General features: G+C 61.3%; 15 protein-coding genes. 10 read left to right on the top strand and 5 right to left on the bottom strand.

Annotated elements, in window-relative coordinates:
• Positions 1-18 precede the first annotated feature (18 nt).
• Entirely contained in the window at positions 19-444 is a 426-nt protein-coding gene (locus KGA83_RS05470) for a GNAT family N-acetyltransferase (RefSeq protein ID WP_108217877.1), read from the bottom strand.
• Between the two features lie 166 nt (positions 445-610).
• On the opposite strand from KGA83_RS05470, the gene KGA83_RS05465 reads away from it, so the two are divergent.
• A complete protein-coding gene (locus tag KGA83_RS05465) occupies positions 611-1198 on the top strand; it encodes an NUDIX domain-containing protein (protein ID WP_108217878.1) in 588 nt (195 codons plus the stop codon).
• A gap of 27 nt (positions 1199-1225) precedes the next feature.
• Here the strand turns inward: KGA83_RS05465 and KGA83_RS05460 are convergent, their stop codons facing one another.
• Positions 1226-1738: a methylated-DNA--[protein]-cysteine S-methyltransferase gene (locus tag KGA83_RS05460; RefSeq protein WP_223528972.1), complete on the bottom strand. Its 513-nt coding sequence runs from the start codon at positions 1736-1738 to the stop codon at positions 1226-1228.
• A 136-nt stretch (positions 1739-1874) separates the two neighbouring features.
• On the opposite strand from KGA83_RS05460, the gene ggt reads away from it, so the two are divergent.
• Positions 1875-3602: a gamma-glutamyltransferase gene (gene ggt, locus KGA83_RS05455; RefSeq protein ID WP_108217880.1), complete on the top strand. Its 1728-nt coding sequence runs from the start codon at positions 1875-1877 to the stop codon at positions 3600-3602.
• Positions 3603-3671: 69 nt separating this feature from the next.
• Positions 3672-4205, top strand: a complete 534-nt coding sequence (locus KGA83_RS05450; RefSeq protein ID WP_108217881.1) for a cysteine hydrolase family protein — start codon at positions 3672-3674, stop codon at positions 4203-4205.
• Between the two features lie 94 nt (positions 4206-4299).
• On the opposite strand, the gene KGA83_RS05445 is transcribed toward KGA83_RS05450, so the two are convergent.
• The gene (locus tag KGA83_RS05445) at positions 4300-5202 is read right to left on the bottom strand and encodes a LysR family transcriptional regulator (protein ID WP_108217882.1); all 903 of its coding nucleotides are present in this window, start codon (positions 5200-5202) and stop codon (positions 4300-4302) included.
• Positions 5203-5401: 199 nt separating this feature from the next.
• On the opposite strand from KGA83_RS05445, the gene KGA83_RS05440 reads away from it, so the two are divergent.
• The 7 genes from KGA83_RS05440 (at position 5402) to KGA83_RS05410 (ending at position 14887) form a co-directional block, all read left to right on the top strand.
• The gene (locus KGA83_RS05440; protein ID WP_108217883.1) at positions 5402-6901 is read left to right on the top strand and encodes a purine-cytosine permease family protein; all 1500 of its coding nucleotides are present in this window, start codon (positions 5402-5404) and stop codon (positions 6899-6901) included.
• Positions 6898-7740: a nitrilase family protein gene (locus tag KGA83_RS05435; RefSeq protein ID WP_108217884.1), complete on the top strand. Its 843-nt coding sequence runs from the start codon at positions 6898-6900 to the stop codon at positions 7738-7740. Before KGA83_RS05440 ends, KGA83_RS05435 begins: the two co-directional genes overlap by 4 nt.
• An 87-nt stretch (positions 7741-7827) precedes the next feature.
• Positions 7828-8847, top strand: a complete 1020-nt coding sequence (locus tag KGA83_RS05430) for a helix-turn-helix transcriptional regulator (RefSeq protein WP_411741902.1) — start codon at positions 7828-7830, stop codon at positions 8845-8847.
• A 201-nt stretch (positions 8848-9048) separates the two neighbouring features.
• Positions 9049-10845, top strand: a complete 1797-nt coding sequence (locus KGA83_RS05425; protein WP_223529034.1) for an amidohydrolase — start codon at positions 9049-9051, stop codon at positions 10843-10845.
• A gap of 18 nt (positions 10846-10863) precedes the next feature.
• Positions 10864-12603 carry an amidohydrolase gene (locus KGA83_RS05420; RefSeq protein WP_223528966.1) on the top strand — a complete coding sequence of 580 codons (1740 nt, stop codon included), beginning with the start codon at positions 10864-10866 and terminating at the stop codon, positions 12601-12603.
• Between the two features lie 108 nt (positions 12604-12711).
• Positions 12712-13452, top strand: a complete 741-nt coding sequence (locus KGA83_RS05415; RefSeq protein WP_108217888.1) for a TorF family putative porin — start codon at positions 12712-12714, stop codon at positions 13450-13452.
• A 46-nt stretch (positions 13453-13498) separates the two neighbouring features.
• The gene (locus tag KGA83_RS05410) at positions 13499-14887 is read left to right on the top strand and encodes a purine-cytosine permease family protein (protein WP_223528963.1); all 1389 of its coding nucleotides are present in this window, start codon (positions 13499-13501) and stop codon (positions 14885-14887) included.
• Between the two features lie 120 nt (positions 14888-15007).
• Here the strand turns inward: KGA83_RS05410 and KGA83_RS05405 are convergent, their stop codons facing one another.
• Both KGA83_RS05405 and KGA83_RS05400 read right to left on the bottom strand, forming a co-directional pair.
• Positions 15008-15724 (bottom strand): L,D-transpeptidase, encoded by a 717-nt coding sequence (locus tag KGA83_RS05405; protein WP_223528960.1) that lies wholly within the window; start codon positions 15722-15724, stop codon positions 15008-15010.
• Positions 15721-16479 (bottom strand): M15 family metallopeptidase, encoded by a 759-nt coding sequence (locus KGA83_RS05400; protein WP_223528958.1) that lies wholly within the window; start codon positions 16477-16479, stop codon positions 15721-15723. The genes KGA83_RS05405 and KGA83_RS05400 overlap by 4 nt, the downstream gene beginning before the upstream one ends.
• Between the last annotated feature and the right edge of the window lie 18 nt (positions 16480-16497).

Here is a 16497-nt window from a genome sequence, read left to right as displayed (position 1 = left end):
AGTGGTTTTGTGTGCTGATCAGTAATTCAGGCGCTTCTGGAAGAAGAAGTGCTTGTGCCCCGGCGGGTAGTCGGCAATGTGTCCGATCTCGCTGTAGCCGCATTTCTTGTAGAACTCCGGGGCCTGGAATTCAAAGGTGTCGAGCCACAGCCCGACGCAGCGTCGTTCCCGCGCCAGGTCCTCGGCCATCTGCATCAGTTTCGAACCCAGGCCCTGTCCCCGGGCCTGTTCCGGCACCACCAGCAAGTCGATGTACAGCCACTGGTAAAACAATCGGCCATGCAGACCGCCGAGAATCTCGTCGTTGTCGTTGCGCACCAGCAAGGCGATGTGCTCAGGCACGTTACCTTCGGCCTTCGAGCCGTTGTAGGCGCGCAGCGGTTTGAGGATGGCCAGGCGTTGTTCTTCCGTGGGGTTTTGCGACAGTTCGATACGCAGGTTCATGGCTATATCCATATGGCATTGAAGCCGCAGCCTATCCCGGTCGCAGCGATTGTTCCATCTCCGGAAAAGTTGAACCGTCGCCAACGCGCAGTTTGCCTGGGGGGGCAAAGGCTGTCCGTTTTCACTTAACATGTGCACCCTCAGACAAATAACAGGACGCGTTGTCATGTCGAACACAGCCGAGCGGGTGAACATCCTTGAGTCTCAGGTGTTGTCCCAAGACTGGTACCTGCTCAGGAAAATCACCTTCGATTACCAACGCAACAACGGCGAGTGGCAACGCCAGACCCGGGAGGTATACGACCGGGGCAATGGCGCGGCGATTCTCTTGTACAACCGCGAAAAGAGAACCGTGGTACTGACCCGGCAGTTTCGCTTGCCGGTGTTCGTCAACGGCCACGATGGGTTGTTGATCGAAGTGGCGGCGGGGCTGCTGGAAGGCGCGGCGCCTGAAGACCGCATCCGTGATGAAGCCGAGGAAGAAACGGGTTACCGCGTGCACCATGTGCAGAAGGTGTTCGAGGCGTACATGAGCCCCGGCTCGGTGACGGAAAAATTGCACTTCTTCATTGCCGAATACGACGCGAAGTCGAAAGTCAGCGACGGTGGTGGGCTGGAGGCGGAAACCGAAGAGCTGGAAGTGCTTGAGTGGGCGTTCGAGGACGCGCTCGAAGCGTTTTACCGTGGCGAAATCTGCGACGCCAAGACCATCATGCTGTTGCAGTATGCCGCGATGAAAAACCTCTTCAATTAAACGCAATCTCCCTACAAAATCAAAAGATCAAAAGCCTGGCAGGCGTGCCGTGCCGGGCCATTGCTCGCCCTCCAGTGTCAGCAACAACTCCTTCGCCTCAAGTCCCCCGGCAAACCCGGTGAGCTTGCCCGACGCACCAATCACCCGGTGACACGGCGCCACGATCGAAATCGGGTTCTTGCCATTCGCCGCACCCACCGCCCTGACCGCCGCCGGGTTGCCGATCTGCTCGGCGATCTGGCTGTAGCTGCGGGTCTCGCCGAACGGGATGGTCAGCAGCGCCGCCCAGACCTTCTTCTGAAATTCCGTGCCGGCAAAATCCAGATCCAGTTCGAAGCGATCGCGGGTGCCGGAAAAATATTCGCGCAACTGCGCAGCCGTGCGCATCAGGATCGGATTGTCCGGCGCTTCGCTCATCGGGCCGAGGCGCACCCGGCCGGGATTGTCGTTTTCCCAGAGGATGGCCGCCAGTCGTGAACCGTTCGCCACCAGCTTCAACAGGCCCACGGGTGAAGCCACGGTGGTGCAGGTATAGGTCATGCCAAGGCTCGCGCAAAATTGCTGAACAGGCGTTAAGGATACTGTCTCGACGGGGAGGCGCAATACGTAATCCCGACCATACTTGGCAACGGCTTTTGAAATGTTTCCCTGTTTAATGACAAGAAGAGACCGACTGATGAAGTACGAACCTTTTGCCAAATCGCTGATTGCGACCTCGTTGGCGCTCAGCTGTCTGATCGCCCATGCCGCCTCCGTGGCCCCGGCTACCGGGGAAAACGGCATGGTGGTCACGGCCCAGCACCTGGCCAGCCACGTGGGCGTGGATGTACTGAAGAAAGGCGGGAATGCCGTGGATGCGGCGGTCGCGGTCGGCTATGCGCTGGCGGTGGTGTACCCCGCGGCAGGCAACCTCGGCGGTGGCGGTTTCATGACCATTCAACTGGCGGACGGGCGCAAGACCTTCCTCGACTTCCGTGAAAAAGCCCCGCTGGCCGCTACCGCCAACATGTACCTGGACAAAGAGGGCAACGTCGTTCCCGATTTGAGTACCCGTGGCCACCTGGCCGTGGGCGTGCCGGGCACCGTTTCGGGCATGGAACTGGCGCTGTCCAAATACGGTACCAAACCGCGCAAGGAAATCATCGCCCCGGCCATCAAGCTGGCCGAAGACGGTTTCGTGCTGGAGCAGGGTGATGTCGATCTGCTGGACTACGCCACTGACATGTTCAAAAAGGACATGAAGGATTCCGGCTCGATCTTCTTGAGCAAAGGCGAGCCGATGCAGGTCGGGCAGAAACTGGTGCAAAAGGACCTGAGCAAAACCCTGCGGGAGATCTCCGAGAAAGGCGCCGATGGTTTCTATAAAGGTTGGGTGGCCGACGCCATCGTCACCTCCAGCCAGGCCAACAAGGGCATCATCACCCAGGCCGACCTCGACAAATACAAGACCCGCGAACTGGCGCCCATCGAATGCGACTACCGTGGCTACCACGTGGTCTCGGCACCGCCGCCGAGCTCCGGCGGCGTGGTGATCTGCGAGATCATGAACATCCTTGAAGGCTATCCGATGAAGGACCTGGGCTACCACTCGGCCCAGGGCATGCACTATCAGATCGAGGCGATGCGCCACGCCTATGTGGACCGCAACAGCTACCTGGGTGACCCGGATTTCGTGAAGAACCCGATCGCCCATCTGCTGGATAAAAACTACGCAACCAAGCTGCGCGAAGCGATAAAGCCACAAAAAGCCGCGGTATCCAGCGAACTCAAGCCCGGTGTAGCGCCCCATGAAGGCAACAACACCACCCATTACTCCATCGTCGACAAGTGGGGCAACGCGGTGTCGGTGACCTATACCCTCAACGACTGGTTCGGTGCCGGCGTGATGGCGAGCAAGACCGGGGTCATCCTCAACGATGAAATGGACGACTTCACCTCGAAAATCGGCGTGCCGAACATGTACGGCCTGGTGCAGGGCGAGGCCAATGCCATCGCCCCCGGCAAGGCGCCGTTGTCGTCCATGAGCCCGACCATCGTCACCAAGGACGGCAAAGTGGTGATGGTGGTCGGTACGCCGGGTGGCAGCCGGATCATCACCGCGACCTTGCAGACCATGCTCAACGTGATCGACTACGGCATGAACATCCAGGAAGCGGTGGATGCACCGCGGTTCCACCAGCAATGGCTGCCGGAGGAAACCAACCTGGAAGCCTTCACCACCAGCCCGGACACGGTGAAAATCCTCGAAAGCTGGGGGCACAAGTTCGCAGGTCCACAGGATCCCAACCACCTGGCGGCGATCCTGGTCGGCGCGCCGTCCCTGGGCGGCAAACCGGTCGGCAAGAACCGTTTCTACGGGGCGAACGACCCGCGGCGTAACACCGGGTTGTCGCTGGGTTACTGAGGGTTGTGTCTGGAGGGGGACGGGATTATGTTCGTCCCCTGATCACTCGGCATATCAAGGAAGGAAATCATGACCACTGCGTTGTTAATCATCGACGTTCAACAGGCTTTGTGTTCCGGTGAATACGAGTGTTTCGAGATCGGACGGGTTATCGACACCATCAATGACCTTTCTGCCCGGGCGCGCAAGGCGGGAGCGCCCGTGGTACTGATCCAGCACGAAGAAACCGGCAGTCCGCTGGCGCATGGCGCTGCCGGCTGGCAACTGGCCGAAGGGCTGCAAACCTCGCCCAAGGACCATCGCGTGCGCAAGACCACCGGGGATTCGTTCTACCAGACCAATCTGCAAAAACTGTTACCGGAAGAGGACTTCGAGCGCCTGGTCATCTGCGGCCTGCAGACCGACTATTGCGTCAATGCCACCGTGCGCCAGGCGCTGAAACTGGGCTACGACGTGGTGCTGGCGGGCGACGCCCATTCCACCGTCGACAACGGCAACCTCAGCGCCGAAGACATCATCGCCGAGCACAACAAGGACCTGGCGCACCTGACCGGTTCCGTGGCGCGGATCGATGTGATCCCGGCCAAAGACATCCATTTCTGAACCCACAACATCCCCCCCTGTGGGAGCGAGCCTGCTCGCGATGGCGTCATTACAGTCAGCATTGATGTCGGCTGACCCACCGCTCTCACAGGATCTACGGCGCTCCGAAAATCTCCATCAGCTCATTGAGAAACGCACTCACCAGGTCCCGCTGGCGCGATGAATGCCTTACGGCCGCATGGAAGCTCACCTCATAGCGCAACAGGTCCGGGTTCAGCGGGTGTAACTGCCCCAGCTGTTCATGGCGGGTCGCGTAATGCTGCGGCAGAAACCCCAGGTGCTGGCCGGACAGAATCAGCAGGGCCGCGCCGTCCATGCTGTCGGTGAGTACGGTCAGGCGTTCGATGGACGTGGGGGCCGGCATTTCCGGCAGCGGATGGCTCGGCCAGACCCAGTCAAACCCGCTGACATCCTCCCGGGTCAGTGCGCCGACTTGCCCGAACAGCGGATGCGAGGGCGCGCAGTAGGCGATCTGGGTTTCCGGGAACAGCGGGAAATAATCGATGCCGGGCAAGCGATGCCAGAAGTAACCGATGGCCAGGTCGATATGGCCGTTGATGATTTTTTCTTCCAGCAGCGACGACGACAGTTCGGTGAAATGGAAGTACAGCCCCTCGTGCCGCGCCCGCAAACGGGCAATGGCCTGGCCGATTTTCTTGTTCGCCACCGGATCGATTTGCCCCAGCAGGCCGATGTTGATGCTGCCCGAGACTTTGCGGTTGATGTGTTGCACCTCGACCCGGAAACCTTCGGCTGCCGCCAGCAAGCGCCGGGCCGCCTCGATGAACTGAGTGCCTTTGGGCGTTACCGAAAACCCGCCGCGCCCGCGTTCGCACAGACGGAAACCGACCCGCGCTTCCAGCGTCGCCAACTGCGCGCTGATCGTGGGTTGCGTAGTGTTGAGGGCGGTTTGCGCCGCCGAGATGCCGCCCGCCTCGACGACGGTCAGAAATACCCGGATCAGACGCAGATCCAGCTCCGTTACAGTTCCCAGCATAGGGGCTCCCGATTCTCGCTTACATAGATACTGATCTATGTGAACAGTGTGCCTGCGATATTTTATTGCCGGAACTCACGCCCTACATTGCTGTGAAACCAGCGTCATCGTCAGCTTATTCTGGAGTTTCACCTGATCTGGACGTCGTAGCGAGCGCTGTACCCACAAAAATAACAATCAACAGCATAGGAACAATCGTATGTCAGATTCCCCAGTGTCTGCGCACGCCACCGAGGCGAGCGGCGGGTTGGCCATCGAAGGCCACTCCATCGACTACATCCCGGAAAACGAACGTCACGCCAAACTCGGCAGCCAGGGGCCATTCTGGTTCCTCGGCAATTTCCACTTCTTCACCATCTCCATCGGCTTTGTCGGCCCGAGCCTCGGCTTGTCGGCGCTGTGGACCCTGCTCGCCGGTGCCCTGGGCATCATGTTCGGCACCATCTTCATGGCGTTCCACGGCTCCCAGGGCCCGGAAATGGGCCTGCCGCAGATGATCCAGTCCCGTGCCCAGTTCGGCTATCGCGGGGTGATCCTGGCGTTGATGGCGACGATGTTTGTGTTCGTCGGTTTTAACGTGGTGAACATCTCGCTGATCATGAACGGCCTTGAACATGTGTTCGGCATTGACCCGACCATCGTCGCCGTGGCCGTGGTGCTGATCGGCGCGCTGTTGTCGATCTACGGCCACGACCTGATGCACAAGGCCTTCAAGTGGGCCTTGCTGGCGACCTTGCCGTTGTACGCACTGGTGACCATTGCCCTGATGTTCGGCGCGGGCCAGGAAGGCGTTACGCCGGCGGCCGATCTGGGCTTCAACTGGGTGGCCTTCGCCACGTTGTTCGCCATCGGCGCCAGCTACAACATTTCCTACGCACCCTACGTCTCCGACTATTCCCGTTACCTGCCGAAAAATACCAGCCGGGCGAAACTGATCGCGGCGGTGTTCATCGGCGCCTCGTTGTCCGGCAGCTGGATGATCGGCCTCGGTGCCTGGCTGGCCCAGGAGCTGAAAGCCGCGGATGCGCTGGTGGCGTTGAACCAGGTTGGCTCATCGATGGTGCCGGGGCTGGGCAACCTGTTGGTGGTCGTCTCGGTGGCGGGCTTCCTGCCGATCATCGCCCTCAACACCTATAGCGCCATGCTGACGCTGCTGACCGGTGTCGACTCGATCAAAAAAATCACCCCGACCCCCCGTGCCCGGGTGCTATCGATCAGTGTGATCAGCGTCATTCTGCTGACCTGCGTGCTGTCGATCAAAGGTGACGGCATCGCGCTGTTGAACACCTTCCTGGTGTTGTTGCTGTACTTCCTCGTGCCGTGGACCGCCGTCAACCTGGTGGACTACTTCTTCGTGCGCAAGGGCCGTTATGCGATCCCGCATTTCTTCACGCCAAAAGGCATCTACGGCGCCTGGCAATTTCGCGGCATCGTTTCGTACCTGATCGGTTTCGCCGCCATGGTGCCGTTCTTCTACATCTTCGATGCGGCCGCCGGCAAAGAGGTTTTCGTCGGCCCGCTGGCACGGGTGCTGGAAGGCGTGGACATCGCCTGGCTGGTGGGCCTGGTGGTTTCGGGCCTGACCTATTACCTGCTCAGTCGCTCGCTTGATCTGGCCGCCGAACGCCGGGTGATCGATGCGCTGAGTGAAAGCGACATCGTCGCCATGACCCATTCATCTGCGGAGGCAGGGCGTTGAGCAGTGTAAAAAATACCGTGGTCGCCTGTTGCCAACTGGCACCGAAAATCGGCGACCTGGCCTACAACCGCACGCTCACCGAACGTGCGATTCGCCAGGCAGCCTTACAGGGCGCCCAGGTCGTGGTGCTGCCCGAGCTGGTGCAGAGCGGTTACCTGTTCACCGACCGCTTTGAGGCGCTGTTGCTGGCGGAAACCAGGGATGGCCCGATATTGCAGCTTTGGCAGGCCCTGGCCCGTGAGCTGAACCTGGTGATCGTCGGCGGATTCTGCGAGCGCCTGCCCGGTGATGAGCTGGCCAACAGCGCGGCGATGATCGACGCCAATGGCCTGCGCGCGGTGTACCGCAAGGCGCATCTGTGGGATGCCGAGAAGGACATCTTCACGGCCGGCGATGCGCCACCGCCGGTGGTCGAAACGCTGCATGGACGCTTCGGCATGCTGATTTGCTACGACCTGGAATTCCCCGAGTGGGTGCGTCTACCGGCGCTGGCCGGGGCCGATCTGTTGTGCGCGCCGGTCAATTGGCCCGACGGTCCGCGGCCGCAGACCGAGCGCCCGGCCGAAGTGCTGCGGGTGCAGGCCAACGCCTCGGTCAACCGCATGTTCATCGCCGCCTGCGATCGTTATGGCCATGAGCGTGGGGTCGGCTGGGTCCAGGGCTCGGTCATCGTCGATGCCGACGGTTATCCGTTGGCCGGGCCGGCGGAGCAGGGCGGCGAGCAGATGTTGCTGGCCACGCTGAACCTCGCAGAAGCGCGCAACAAGCGCATCAGCGCGCGTAATGACCTGCATCTGGACCGCAGGCCGCAGTTGTACGGGTTGCACAGCGCTTTGTAACTGTTGATGTCACGGCAGGCTGGACGCCATTCCCGGCCCTATGGCATCGTCGAAGCAACAGACCATGCAGTGAACGGGATCGCCATGATGGGGGAGGGAAAGAAGGTCGACGATACGTCGCTGGTCACGCTGAAGGCGTTCAATCATTGCGTATTGCACCTTGGCCAGCTGGCGCGGGAGAGCGGGGCGTCGCGGTTCATCGCCGATGGCTTGCGGGCATTCGGTCCTCTGGTGCCCTTCGCGTCTGCCTGGTGGGGCGAGATGTCTTCGCCAGGTCCTGATGTTCCCCCCCAGAGTTGGATGCATGGCAGCATCAATCTCCCCGAGTCCTTTGCCGCCGAATGGCATCCGGTGGCGGCCAACGATCAGTTCTCCCACACCACGCTCAACCGTCCCGGTGAGGTGGTGCGCGACAAGGGTTTCAACGACCCGTGCGAGGCGGTCAACGATTTCGCCCGGCGCTACGATCTCTACCACTTGATGAGCATCACCTATGAGTTGCCCGAAAGCGGCTTGATGTTTTTCGTCTGCCTCTACCGTGGCCAGGATGAACAGGCGTTCGAGGAGAACGAAGCCGAGCTGTTTTCGGCATTCTGCGACCACCTGTTCCAGCTGTGGCGGTTCCAGGTGCAGGACATGATTCGCTTCGACAGCGAAAACGGCGCGAGTGATTTTGGCGTCGCGCGCATGGACGGCAGTCTGCTGTATATCGGGGCCAGGTTGTGCACCGCCATTCAACGCGAACTGCCCGGCTGGAGCGGTTCAATGCTGCCGGGCGAGGTGATCGCGCAATTGCCAAAGGCGCCCTGTGTGATTCGTCTGGGCCGCTGCGCCCTGACCCTGAGCCCCAACGCCGGACACGTCATCCTGTCCCTCGATGCGCCATCAGGCGGAGATGGCCTGGCACCACGGGAACGCACCGCGGCGATGCTGTTCGCCGCCGGTCATTCCTACAAAGAAATCGCCAAATTGCTCGCCTTGAGCCCCGCGACCGTGCGCACCTATTTGCGTAACTGCTACTTGCAACTGGGTGTGAAAAGCAAGGTGGAGCTGGGTTCTGTCCTGCGTTCACCGAATGCCTTGACGGAGTCCGTGCGCCGGGATTAACCCCAGCCGTTTCAATTATTTGCCTGACCCCTCCTCATTTGCAGAGGTCCATTCGAACGCTGCGCCCTATAGGGTAGGCCCTGTCTATCAGGGGCTGGCGCAATCGCTTCGGGCCGCTTCAAAACAATAAGAACAGGGGTGAGGCATTTGAGACTTTCCAGGCTTTTTGTCGCCGTTGCGGCGACGACGGCATTTTCCGGCATGGCGTTGGCGGCGACACCCGCCGACACGGTCATGCGCAATGGCTACGTCTACACCGTCGATGGCCAGAATTCCGTGCAACAGGCCATTGCCATTTCGGGCGGCAGGATCGTCTATGTCGGCAGCGATGCCGGGGTCGACGGCTACATCGGCAAGCAAACACAACTGATCGACCTGGCCGGGCGCATGCTGATGCCGGGCTTCGTCGATGCGCACATGCACCCGGGGGATGGCGGTCGGGCCATGACCTTGTGCGACCTGAAATACCAGACCCTGACCCGCGCGCAGTTTCAGGCGAGCATCCAGGCCTGCCTCGATGCCGACAAGGACAAGGGGCCGGATGTGTGGCTGGAAGTGGGCAGCTGGGATCGCATCGGCATGACCGGGCTCGATGGCGACGCCGACAAATCGACCCTGGACGCGCTCAATACGAAGCGCCCGATCCAGGTGCGCTCCACCGACTTCCACACCGTGCTGACCAACTCTCGCGGCCTGGAGCTGGCCGGGATCAACAAAAACACTGCCGACCCCGAAGACGGCAAATACCGACGTGACAGCGCCGGCAATCCAAACGGCATCTGTGAAGACGGCGCCGCCGAATCGTTGGCCACCGTGGTGCCGGCGGCGACCGACGCGGAAAAACTCAATCAGGTTCGCGCAGCCCTCGACGCCATGCGCCAGCAAGGCATCACCAGTTTCTTCGATGCGCTGTCGGGACCTGAAAACGGCAAGGCCTTCACCCGCCTGCAACAGTCCGGCGAACTGACCGCCCGGGCCTTGCTGGCGATCAAACTGGATCCGGCCGCCGCGGCCGCCGACCCGGTGAAAACCATCGCCGAGGCCAAGGCCCTGGCCAGCACCTACGACCAGGGCGACGTGAAAGTCGCGCCGGGCGTGAACATGCGCCACGTCAAACTGTTCATGGATGGCATCATCAACGCCCCGGCGGACACCGGCGCCATGTTGACCCCGTACCTGCACAACAGCGGTACCGACAAGGCGCCGAAATGGACGCCGGGCCAGAACCTGGGCGAACTGTACTTCCCGCCGCAAGTGCTCAATCCGCTGTTGCTGCAAGCGGTCAAGGCCGGTTTCGACCCGCACCTGCACGCCACCGGCGAGCGCGCGGTACGGGACGCTCTGGACAGCGTCGCCTACGTACGCAAGGAACTGCCCGGTACTGATTTCCGCCCGGCCATCGCGCACGCCGAGTCGGTCGACCCTGCCGACTATTCACGTTTCAAGGCACTGGACGTGACCGCGACCATGTCGTTCCAGTGGGCGCAGCAGGCACCGTCCACGGTAGACGGCACCCGTGATCACCTTGGCGCCGCGCGTTTTGCGCGCATGGAACCCTCGGGCAGCATCGCCCATGCCGGCGGCCGAGTAGCGTTTGGCAGCGACTGGCCGGTCGATCCCCTCGATGAGTTCCTGGCGTTGAAAGTCGGTGTCACCCGTTCCGGCGACCCCACCAATCCGCACAGCTATGGCCCCAAGTATGCCGGGCGACTCAACACCGATCCGGCGCTGTCACGAGCTGAAGCGCTGCGCAGCATCACCCTCAGTTCCGCCTCACAGTTGAAGCTGGACGCGGTGCTGGGTTCGGTCGAAGTCGGCAAGTTCGCCGACCTGATCGTGCTCGACAAGAACTTCATGCAGGTGCCCGAGGAGGAACTGGGCCGCAACGACGTGTTACTGACGCTGGTCGGCGGCAAAGTCGTGTGGGCCCGGGCGCCGTTCCTTGGGCTGGCGCCGCAGGTTGCTTCCCAAGTCGTCACTTCCCGATCCGCCCAATAAAAACCAGAGAGCGTTCCGATGCGATTCATTCCAAACCTGTTAGCCGCCGCGCTGGCGTTGTCCTCGGTACAAGCGATGGCCGCCGCCGACCTTGTGTTGTTCAACGGCAAGGTCTTTACCGCCGAACCCGGCCAGGCGCTGGTGCAGGCTGTTGCGGTGCAAGACGGCAAGATTCTGAAAGTGGGCAGCGATGCCGAAATCAATGCCCTGGCCGATGCCAAGACCCAACGCATCGACCTGGCCGGCAAGGTGTTGATGCCAGGCATGATCGACACCCACAGCCACCCGGTGGTGGCGGCGTTCGACAGCATGAAGGCCAACCTGCTGGACGAGGTCAAACCCTTGCCGGAACTGGAGCAATGGTTGATCGAAGAAGACAAGGCCGGACGTGCCCGGTCCGGTGATGTGATCAGCGTCGCCGGGGTCAGTTCGGCCTACTGGGAGAAAAGCCGCGAACTGGGCAAGGTGTTCAACCAGGGACGCTGGGCCGATCAGCCCATCGTCTTCAGCGGCATCGACGGCCACACCGGTTGGGCCAACAACGCGATGCTCAAGCGCTTGAACATCGACGCGACATTGGTAAAAAGCCTGCCGGAAAAAGAACGCGGCTACATCGGCCATGAAGCGGACTTCACCCCTAACGGCTACTTCGCCGAATCCCGCTGGGACGTGGTGCGCAACGGTATTCCGGCGCCCAGCCCGGAAGCCATGCTCAAGGCCGCTCGCGAGGCGGTGAAGATCAACAATCAATACGGCGTCACGGCCTGGATGGATGCGGCGGCGAATGGCGGCAGTGAAGATTCGCTGTTCGACTTCCATGCCACCGCGGAAAGTGTCGGCGTGCTGCCGCTGTACAAGGAACTGGCGCAGAACGGCGAACTCAGTGCCCACGTCGCTGCGTTGATGGTCACCAATCCGAAGAGCAAACCCGCCGACCTGGAGGTGATCGCCACGGTGATGAAGCAATTCGAGGGCGTGCCTAACCTGACGTTCCCCGGCATCAAGGTGTTTGTCGACGGCATTCTCGAATTCCCGGGGCAAACCGCCGCGGTCATCGTGCCGTTCAAGAACAGCCACAAAAACGGTCAGTTGCTGACCGACCCGGCGCATTTCGGCGAACTGGTGGTGGCGGCGGAAAAGCGTGGCTGGATCGTGCACATGCATGCCGTCGGCGACCGCGCGGTGCGTGAAGCGCTCAATGGCGTGGCCTATGCGCGCAAGCTCAGCCCGACGCCCGTGCCCCACAGCATCGCGCACCTGCAACTGGTCAACCCCAAGGAGTTTCCGCGCTTCAAAGAACTGGGCGTGATCGCCTCGATGCAACTGCTGTGGGCCACCGGCGAGTCCTATACCGTCGAACTGGTCAAGCCTTACATCAGCGCCTTTGCCTACGGCTACCAGTATCCCGCGCGGTCCCTGCATAACGCCGGCGCGACGATTGCCGGTGGCAGCGACTGGCCGGTGTCGAGCGCCAATCCGTTCAACGCCATTGCCCAGGCCAGTACGCGCAAAGGGCCGTTGGGTGTACTCAATGCCAAGGAAAGCATCGACCGCCAGACCATGTTCTATGCCTACACCCTCAACGCGGCGAAAACCCTGCGCCTGGAGCAGCAGATCGGTTCGCTGGCACCGGGCAAGCAGGCCGACCTGATCATCCTCGACCGCGATGTGTTCAAGGTCAGCGATGACGACCTGTTCGAAACCAAAGTCCTGAACACCTTCTTCGCCGGCAAGCAGGTCTACGCCCCCGCGTCCTGACCTGCGTACACCCGACATACGCAAAAAACCGCCGGCCCCTCGTAGCGCGAGGGGTCGGGCATCGCCATGCCTGAAATTCACCGTACGCCATAACAACAAGAGAACTGTATGAACGCATTTTCAGCATTGACCCTCGCGACACTGGCATTGATCCCCCTGACCAGCCAGGCCCTGACCCTCAACGATGATTTCAGCCTGGACATGACCCTGGGCGTCGTCAGCGACTACCGTACCCGGGGTATCTCGCAAACCCAGGGCGATCCGGCGGTGCAGGGCGGCGCGACGCTGCTGCACAGCAGCGGCCTGTATATCGGCGCCTGGACCTCCAACGTCGATTTCGGCGGTGGTTTCGACACCCGCCAGGAGCGTGAGTACTACGCCGGTTACTACTGGCAGGCGACCGACGCAATCAGCCTCGATCTGGGCTACATCAAGTACGACTACCCGAAGAACTCCGAATTCAACCTCAGCGAGGTCTACGCCGTCCTCGACCTGTACGGCGTGAAGCTGGGTGCCTATTACTCCAAGGACACGCCGAACTTCTTCGGCGAGGACCAGGACACCCTTTACACCTACCTGGGCTACAAAATCGATTTGCCGGCCGAAGTCGGCCTGGACTTGCGCTTTGGGCGCAACGATGTCAATGACCCTGCGTTCTGGTCCGCCAATGGCGATAGCCGTGAGTCTTACTACGAGTGGGAAGCCAAGCTGACCCGCGATTTCGTCGGCGTGACCTGGGGGCTGAGCTATGTCGACACCGACTTGTCGAAAAGCGAGTGCAGCAGTTGGTACGGCTATGACGACCTCTGCTCGGCGACGGTTGTAGCCAGCGCAACCAAAGCCTTTTGAATTTCGTCCCTGACAACAAAAACAGTTCCTCAAAGGAAACACCGTCATGAGTGCGCAACGCAGTCCCCTGATCGAGACCCGCTCGATCGATTTCATTCCCGAGGCTGAGCGACACGGCAGTCTCTACAGCCAGTTCACCCTGTGGCTTGGCGCCAACCTGCAGATCACCGCCATCGTCACCGGCGCCCTGGCCGTGGTGCTGGGCGGCGATGTGTTTTGGTCGTTGATCGGCTTGCTGATCGGGCAAGTGCTCGGCGGCGCCGTAGTGGCGTTGCACGCGGCGCAAGGGCCGAAGCTCGGGCTGCCGCAGATGATCTCCAGCCGAGTGCAGTTCGGGGTGTATGGCGCGGCGATCCCGATTGTCCTGGTGTGCCTGATGTACCTGGGTTTCAGTGCCACCGGCGCGGTGTTGTCGGGGCAGGCGATCGCGCAATTGATCAGTGTCAGCGACAGCGCCGGCATCCTCATTTTCGCCGCGTGCATCGCGTTCCTGACGATCTTCGGTTATCGGGTGATTCACCTGGTCGGGCGGGTGGCCAGCGTGCTGGGCATCATCGCCTTCGCCTACCTGTTCACCCGGTTGATGACCCTCAACGACATCGGCCTGCTGCTCGACAATCGTCATTTCGGCTGGAGCACCTTCCTGCTGGCGGTGTCGCTCTCGGCGTCCTGGCAGATCGCTTTCGGCCCCTATGTGGCGGACTACTCGCGCTACCTGCCGAGCAAGACTTCGTCATGGAAAACCTTCGCCGCTGTCGGCCTCGGCACGGTGTTGGGAGCGCAGACTTCGATGGTGCTGGGGGTGTTCGCCGCCGCACTGGCCGGGGCGAATTTCCGTGGGCACGAAGTGGCGACCATTGTCGGCCTGGGCAGCACCGGGGTGATCGCGTCCTTGCTGTACCTGAGCATTGTCTTCGGCAAGGTCACGGTGTCCACCCTCAACGCCTACGGCAGTTTCATGTGCATCGCCACCATCATCAGTGGCTTTCGTCGTCGCCTGGAAATCACCGCCCGCCAGCGCATGCTGTTCGTGCTGCTGATTGTCGCGGCATCCACCACGCTGGCATTGCTGGGGCAGTACTCGTTCCTCAGCTCGTTCAAGTACTTCATCCTGTTTTTGCTGACGTTCTTCACCCCGTGGAGCGCGATCAACCTGGTGGATTACTACTTCATCAACAAGGAGCGTTACGACATCCCGGCGCTGTCCGACCCGAACGGGCGCTATGGTCGCTGGAACGTGCTGGGGATCAGCGTCTATGTGATCGGCGTGTTGATCCAGCTGCCCTTTGTCGATACCCATTTCTACTCCGGGCCGATGGTTGCGCAACTGGGCGGGGTGGATATTTCCTGGATCGTCGGGCTGTTGGTGCCGGGGATTATCTATTACGCGCTGGCCAAGCCGTCGATGAGTGCGGTGGTGGTTGAGCGGGGTTAATACCGGCTTTTGTGGCGAGGGAGCTTGCTCCCGTTGGACTGCGCAGCAGTCCCATTTTTTGGGGCCGCTTCGCGCCCCAGCGGGAGCAAGCTCCCTCGCCACAGGTTCAGCATTTACCAGTTAGCGCTTCGGCAGTTTCCAGCGCTCACGCAACTTTTCGTACTGCGCTTGCGGCAGTTGCACCAGCACCGGGGATTTGCCCGGGTCCAGCCAGTTGAACAACCGCGCGATATCCGCCGGGTCCATGGCCGTACAGCCACGGGTCGGCGCCGTGGGGCCGCGCCAGATGTGGAAGAAAATGCATGACCCGGCAGCGGGAGAGGCCGGAGTGTTGTGCTGGATGACGATGCCTCGGCGGTACAGCTCATCCGAGCGGCGCATCCGTTCGGAGCTGCTCCAGTTTTTTTCCACGACCGCTGCGTCGACCAGTTCGTTGTAACGCGTGGACTGGCTGTCATCCACGCATTCGATGGTCGGCGTCAACGGGAGATAAGGCAGACGGGTTTCGGCCGAAGGCTCGTAGCCGAACGCCGTGCCCAGCTTGAACATTCCAGCCGGTGCCTTGCCGTCGCCTTCCTGTTTGACCGGCCCTTCAGGCTGCCCGATATCGAGCAGCCCCTTGCCCCAGCCCATGCCGTTCTTGCCTAGCACCACTGCAAACGGCGCTTCGAACTTTTCAAAGGTCTTGCCGCGCCGTTCATAGCGCTGGGCAGTACCCTGGATGTCATCCCAGCCGTTACTGGTGACCACGATCAGTTGATCGCTGCCATCGAGTCCCTGGGCCATTGCGGCCAGCGGAAAAAACGCCAACCACAGGGCCTTGAGCAGAATGTTCATGGTGCAAGCGGCGTGATGGGGAAGTCCATGACGTCCGGCTTTGGCGGATTCCCGCTGTACGTGAAGTGCCACCACTCGGCCGAATAACCCACAAAGCCTTCCTTGGCCATGGCACTGGTCAGTCGCTGGCGATTGGCTTTGGCCGTGGCGTTTATCAGCGCCGAGTCGGTATGCGCCCGCTCATCGAAGCAATCGAAACCGGTGCCCATGTCGAGCGCGCCGTCGTGCCAGCGCTCGCCATAAGGCGCCGTGCAATCCATCGGTTTGACGGAAGGCGTCCAGGTATCGGCAGGCAGGGCGTCGGGACCGATCAGGGTCAGGTCGACGGTGTTGCCTCGGGAATGATTGGACACCCGGGCGACATAACCCAGGCGCCAGAAGTCCTGCTTGTCTACTCGTGGATAGAACTCGGTTTTCAGCGGGTCGCCAGGTTCGCTGGCGAAACGACCCATGTCCGCCACCGCACGCTTGGGTCGATAGCAATCGAATACTTTCAAACCGTAGCCCTCGGCTTCAAGGGCCGTTTGCACCCGGGCCAGAGCGTTGGCTGCATCCGCCGACAGCAGGCACTCCGCCGCCTGATAACCGTCGAGCGGGTGCCCGGTGAAATTGTGCGCGCTGGCGTAGCGGATGTCCTGCTCGATGCCCGGAGCGACACTGCGCACATACACCATGTGCCCGGGTTTCGACTCGTCGGCCAGGCACGGCGTTGCAAGGCTCAGGCACAGCAACAACAGACAGGGTGAACGCGACATCGGAAACGGCTCCATGCA

Origin of the sequence: Pseudomonas sp. GL-R-19 (genome assembly GCF_019956375.1) — a bacterium.
In the GTDB taxonomy this organism is placed as follows: Bacteria; Pseudomonadota; Gammaproteobacteria; order Pseudomonadales; family Pseudomonadaceae; genus Aquipseudomonas.
This window is presented reverse-complemented; position numbering and strand designations above follow the sequence as displayed.

Bases quoted from the DNA above. Each gene is read 5' to 3' on its own strand.
- ggt (WP_108217880.1), top strand. From the start codon at position 1,875: ATGAAGTACGAACCTTTTGCCAAATCGCTGATTGCGACCTCGTTGGCG.
- KGA83_RS05465 (WP_108217878.1), top strand. From the start codon at position 611: ATGTCGAACACAGCCGAGCGGGTGAACATCCTTGAGTCTCAGGTGTTG.
- KGA83_RS05460 (WP_223528972.1), bottom strand. From the start codon at position 1,738: ATGACCTATACCTGCACCACCGTGGCTTCACCCGTGGGCCTGTTGAAG.
- KGA83_RS05430 (WP_411741902.1), top strand. From the start codon at position 7,828: ATGGGGGAGGGAAAGAAGGTCGACGATACGTCGCTGGTCACGCTGAAG.
- KGA83_RS05425 (WP_223529034.1), top strand. From the start codon at position 9,049: ATGGCGTTGGCGGCGACACCCGCCGACACGGTCATGCGCAATGGCTAC.
- KGA83_RS05470 (WP_108217877.1), bottom strand. From the start codon at position 444: ATGAACCTGCGTATCGAACTGTCGCAAAACCCCACGGAAGAACAACGC.
- KGA83_RS05410 (WP_223528963.1), top strand. From the start codon at position 13,499: ATGAGTGCGCAACGCAGTCCCCTGATCGAGACCCGCTCGATCGATTTC.
- KGA83_RS05405 (WP_223528960.1), bottom strand. From the start codon at position 15,724: ATGAACATTCTGCTCAAGGCCCTGTGGTTGGCGTTTTTTCCGCTGGCC.
- KGA83_RS05450 (WP_108217881.1), top strand. From the start codon at position 3,672: ATGACCACTGCGTTGTTAATCATCGACGTTCAACAGGCTTTGTGTTCC.
- KGA83_RS05415 (WP_108217888.1), top strand. From the start codon at position 12,712: ATGAACGCATTTTCAGCATTGACCCTCGCGACACTGGCATTGATCCCC.
- KGA83_RS05400 (WP_223528958.1), bottom strand. From the start codon at position 16,479: ATGTCGCGTTCACCCTGTCTGTTGTTGCTGTGCCTGAGCCTTGCAACG.
- KGA83_RS05440 (WP_108217883.1), top strand. From the start codon at position 5,402: ATGTCAGATTCCCCAGTGTCTGCGCACGCCACCGAGGCGAGCGGCGGG.
- KGA83_RS05420 (WP_223528966.1), top strand. From the start codon at position 10,864: ATGCGATTCATTCCAAACCTGTTAGCCGCCGCGCTGGCGTTGTCCTCG.
- KGA83_RS05445 (WP_108217882.1), bottom strand. From the start codon at position 5,202: ATGCTGGGAACTGTAACGGAGCTGGATCTGCGTCTGATCCGGGTATTT.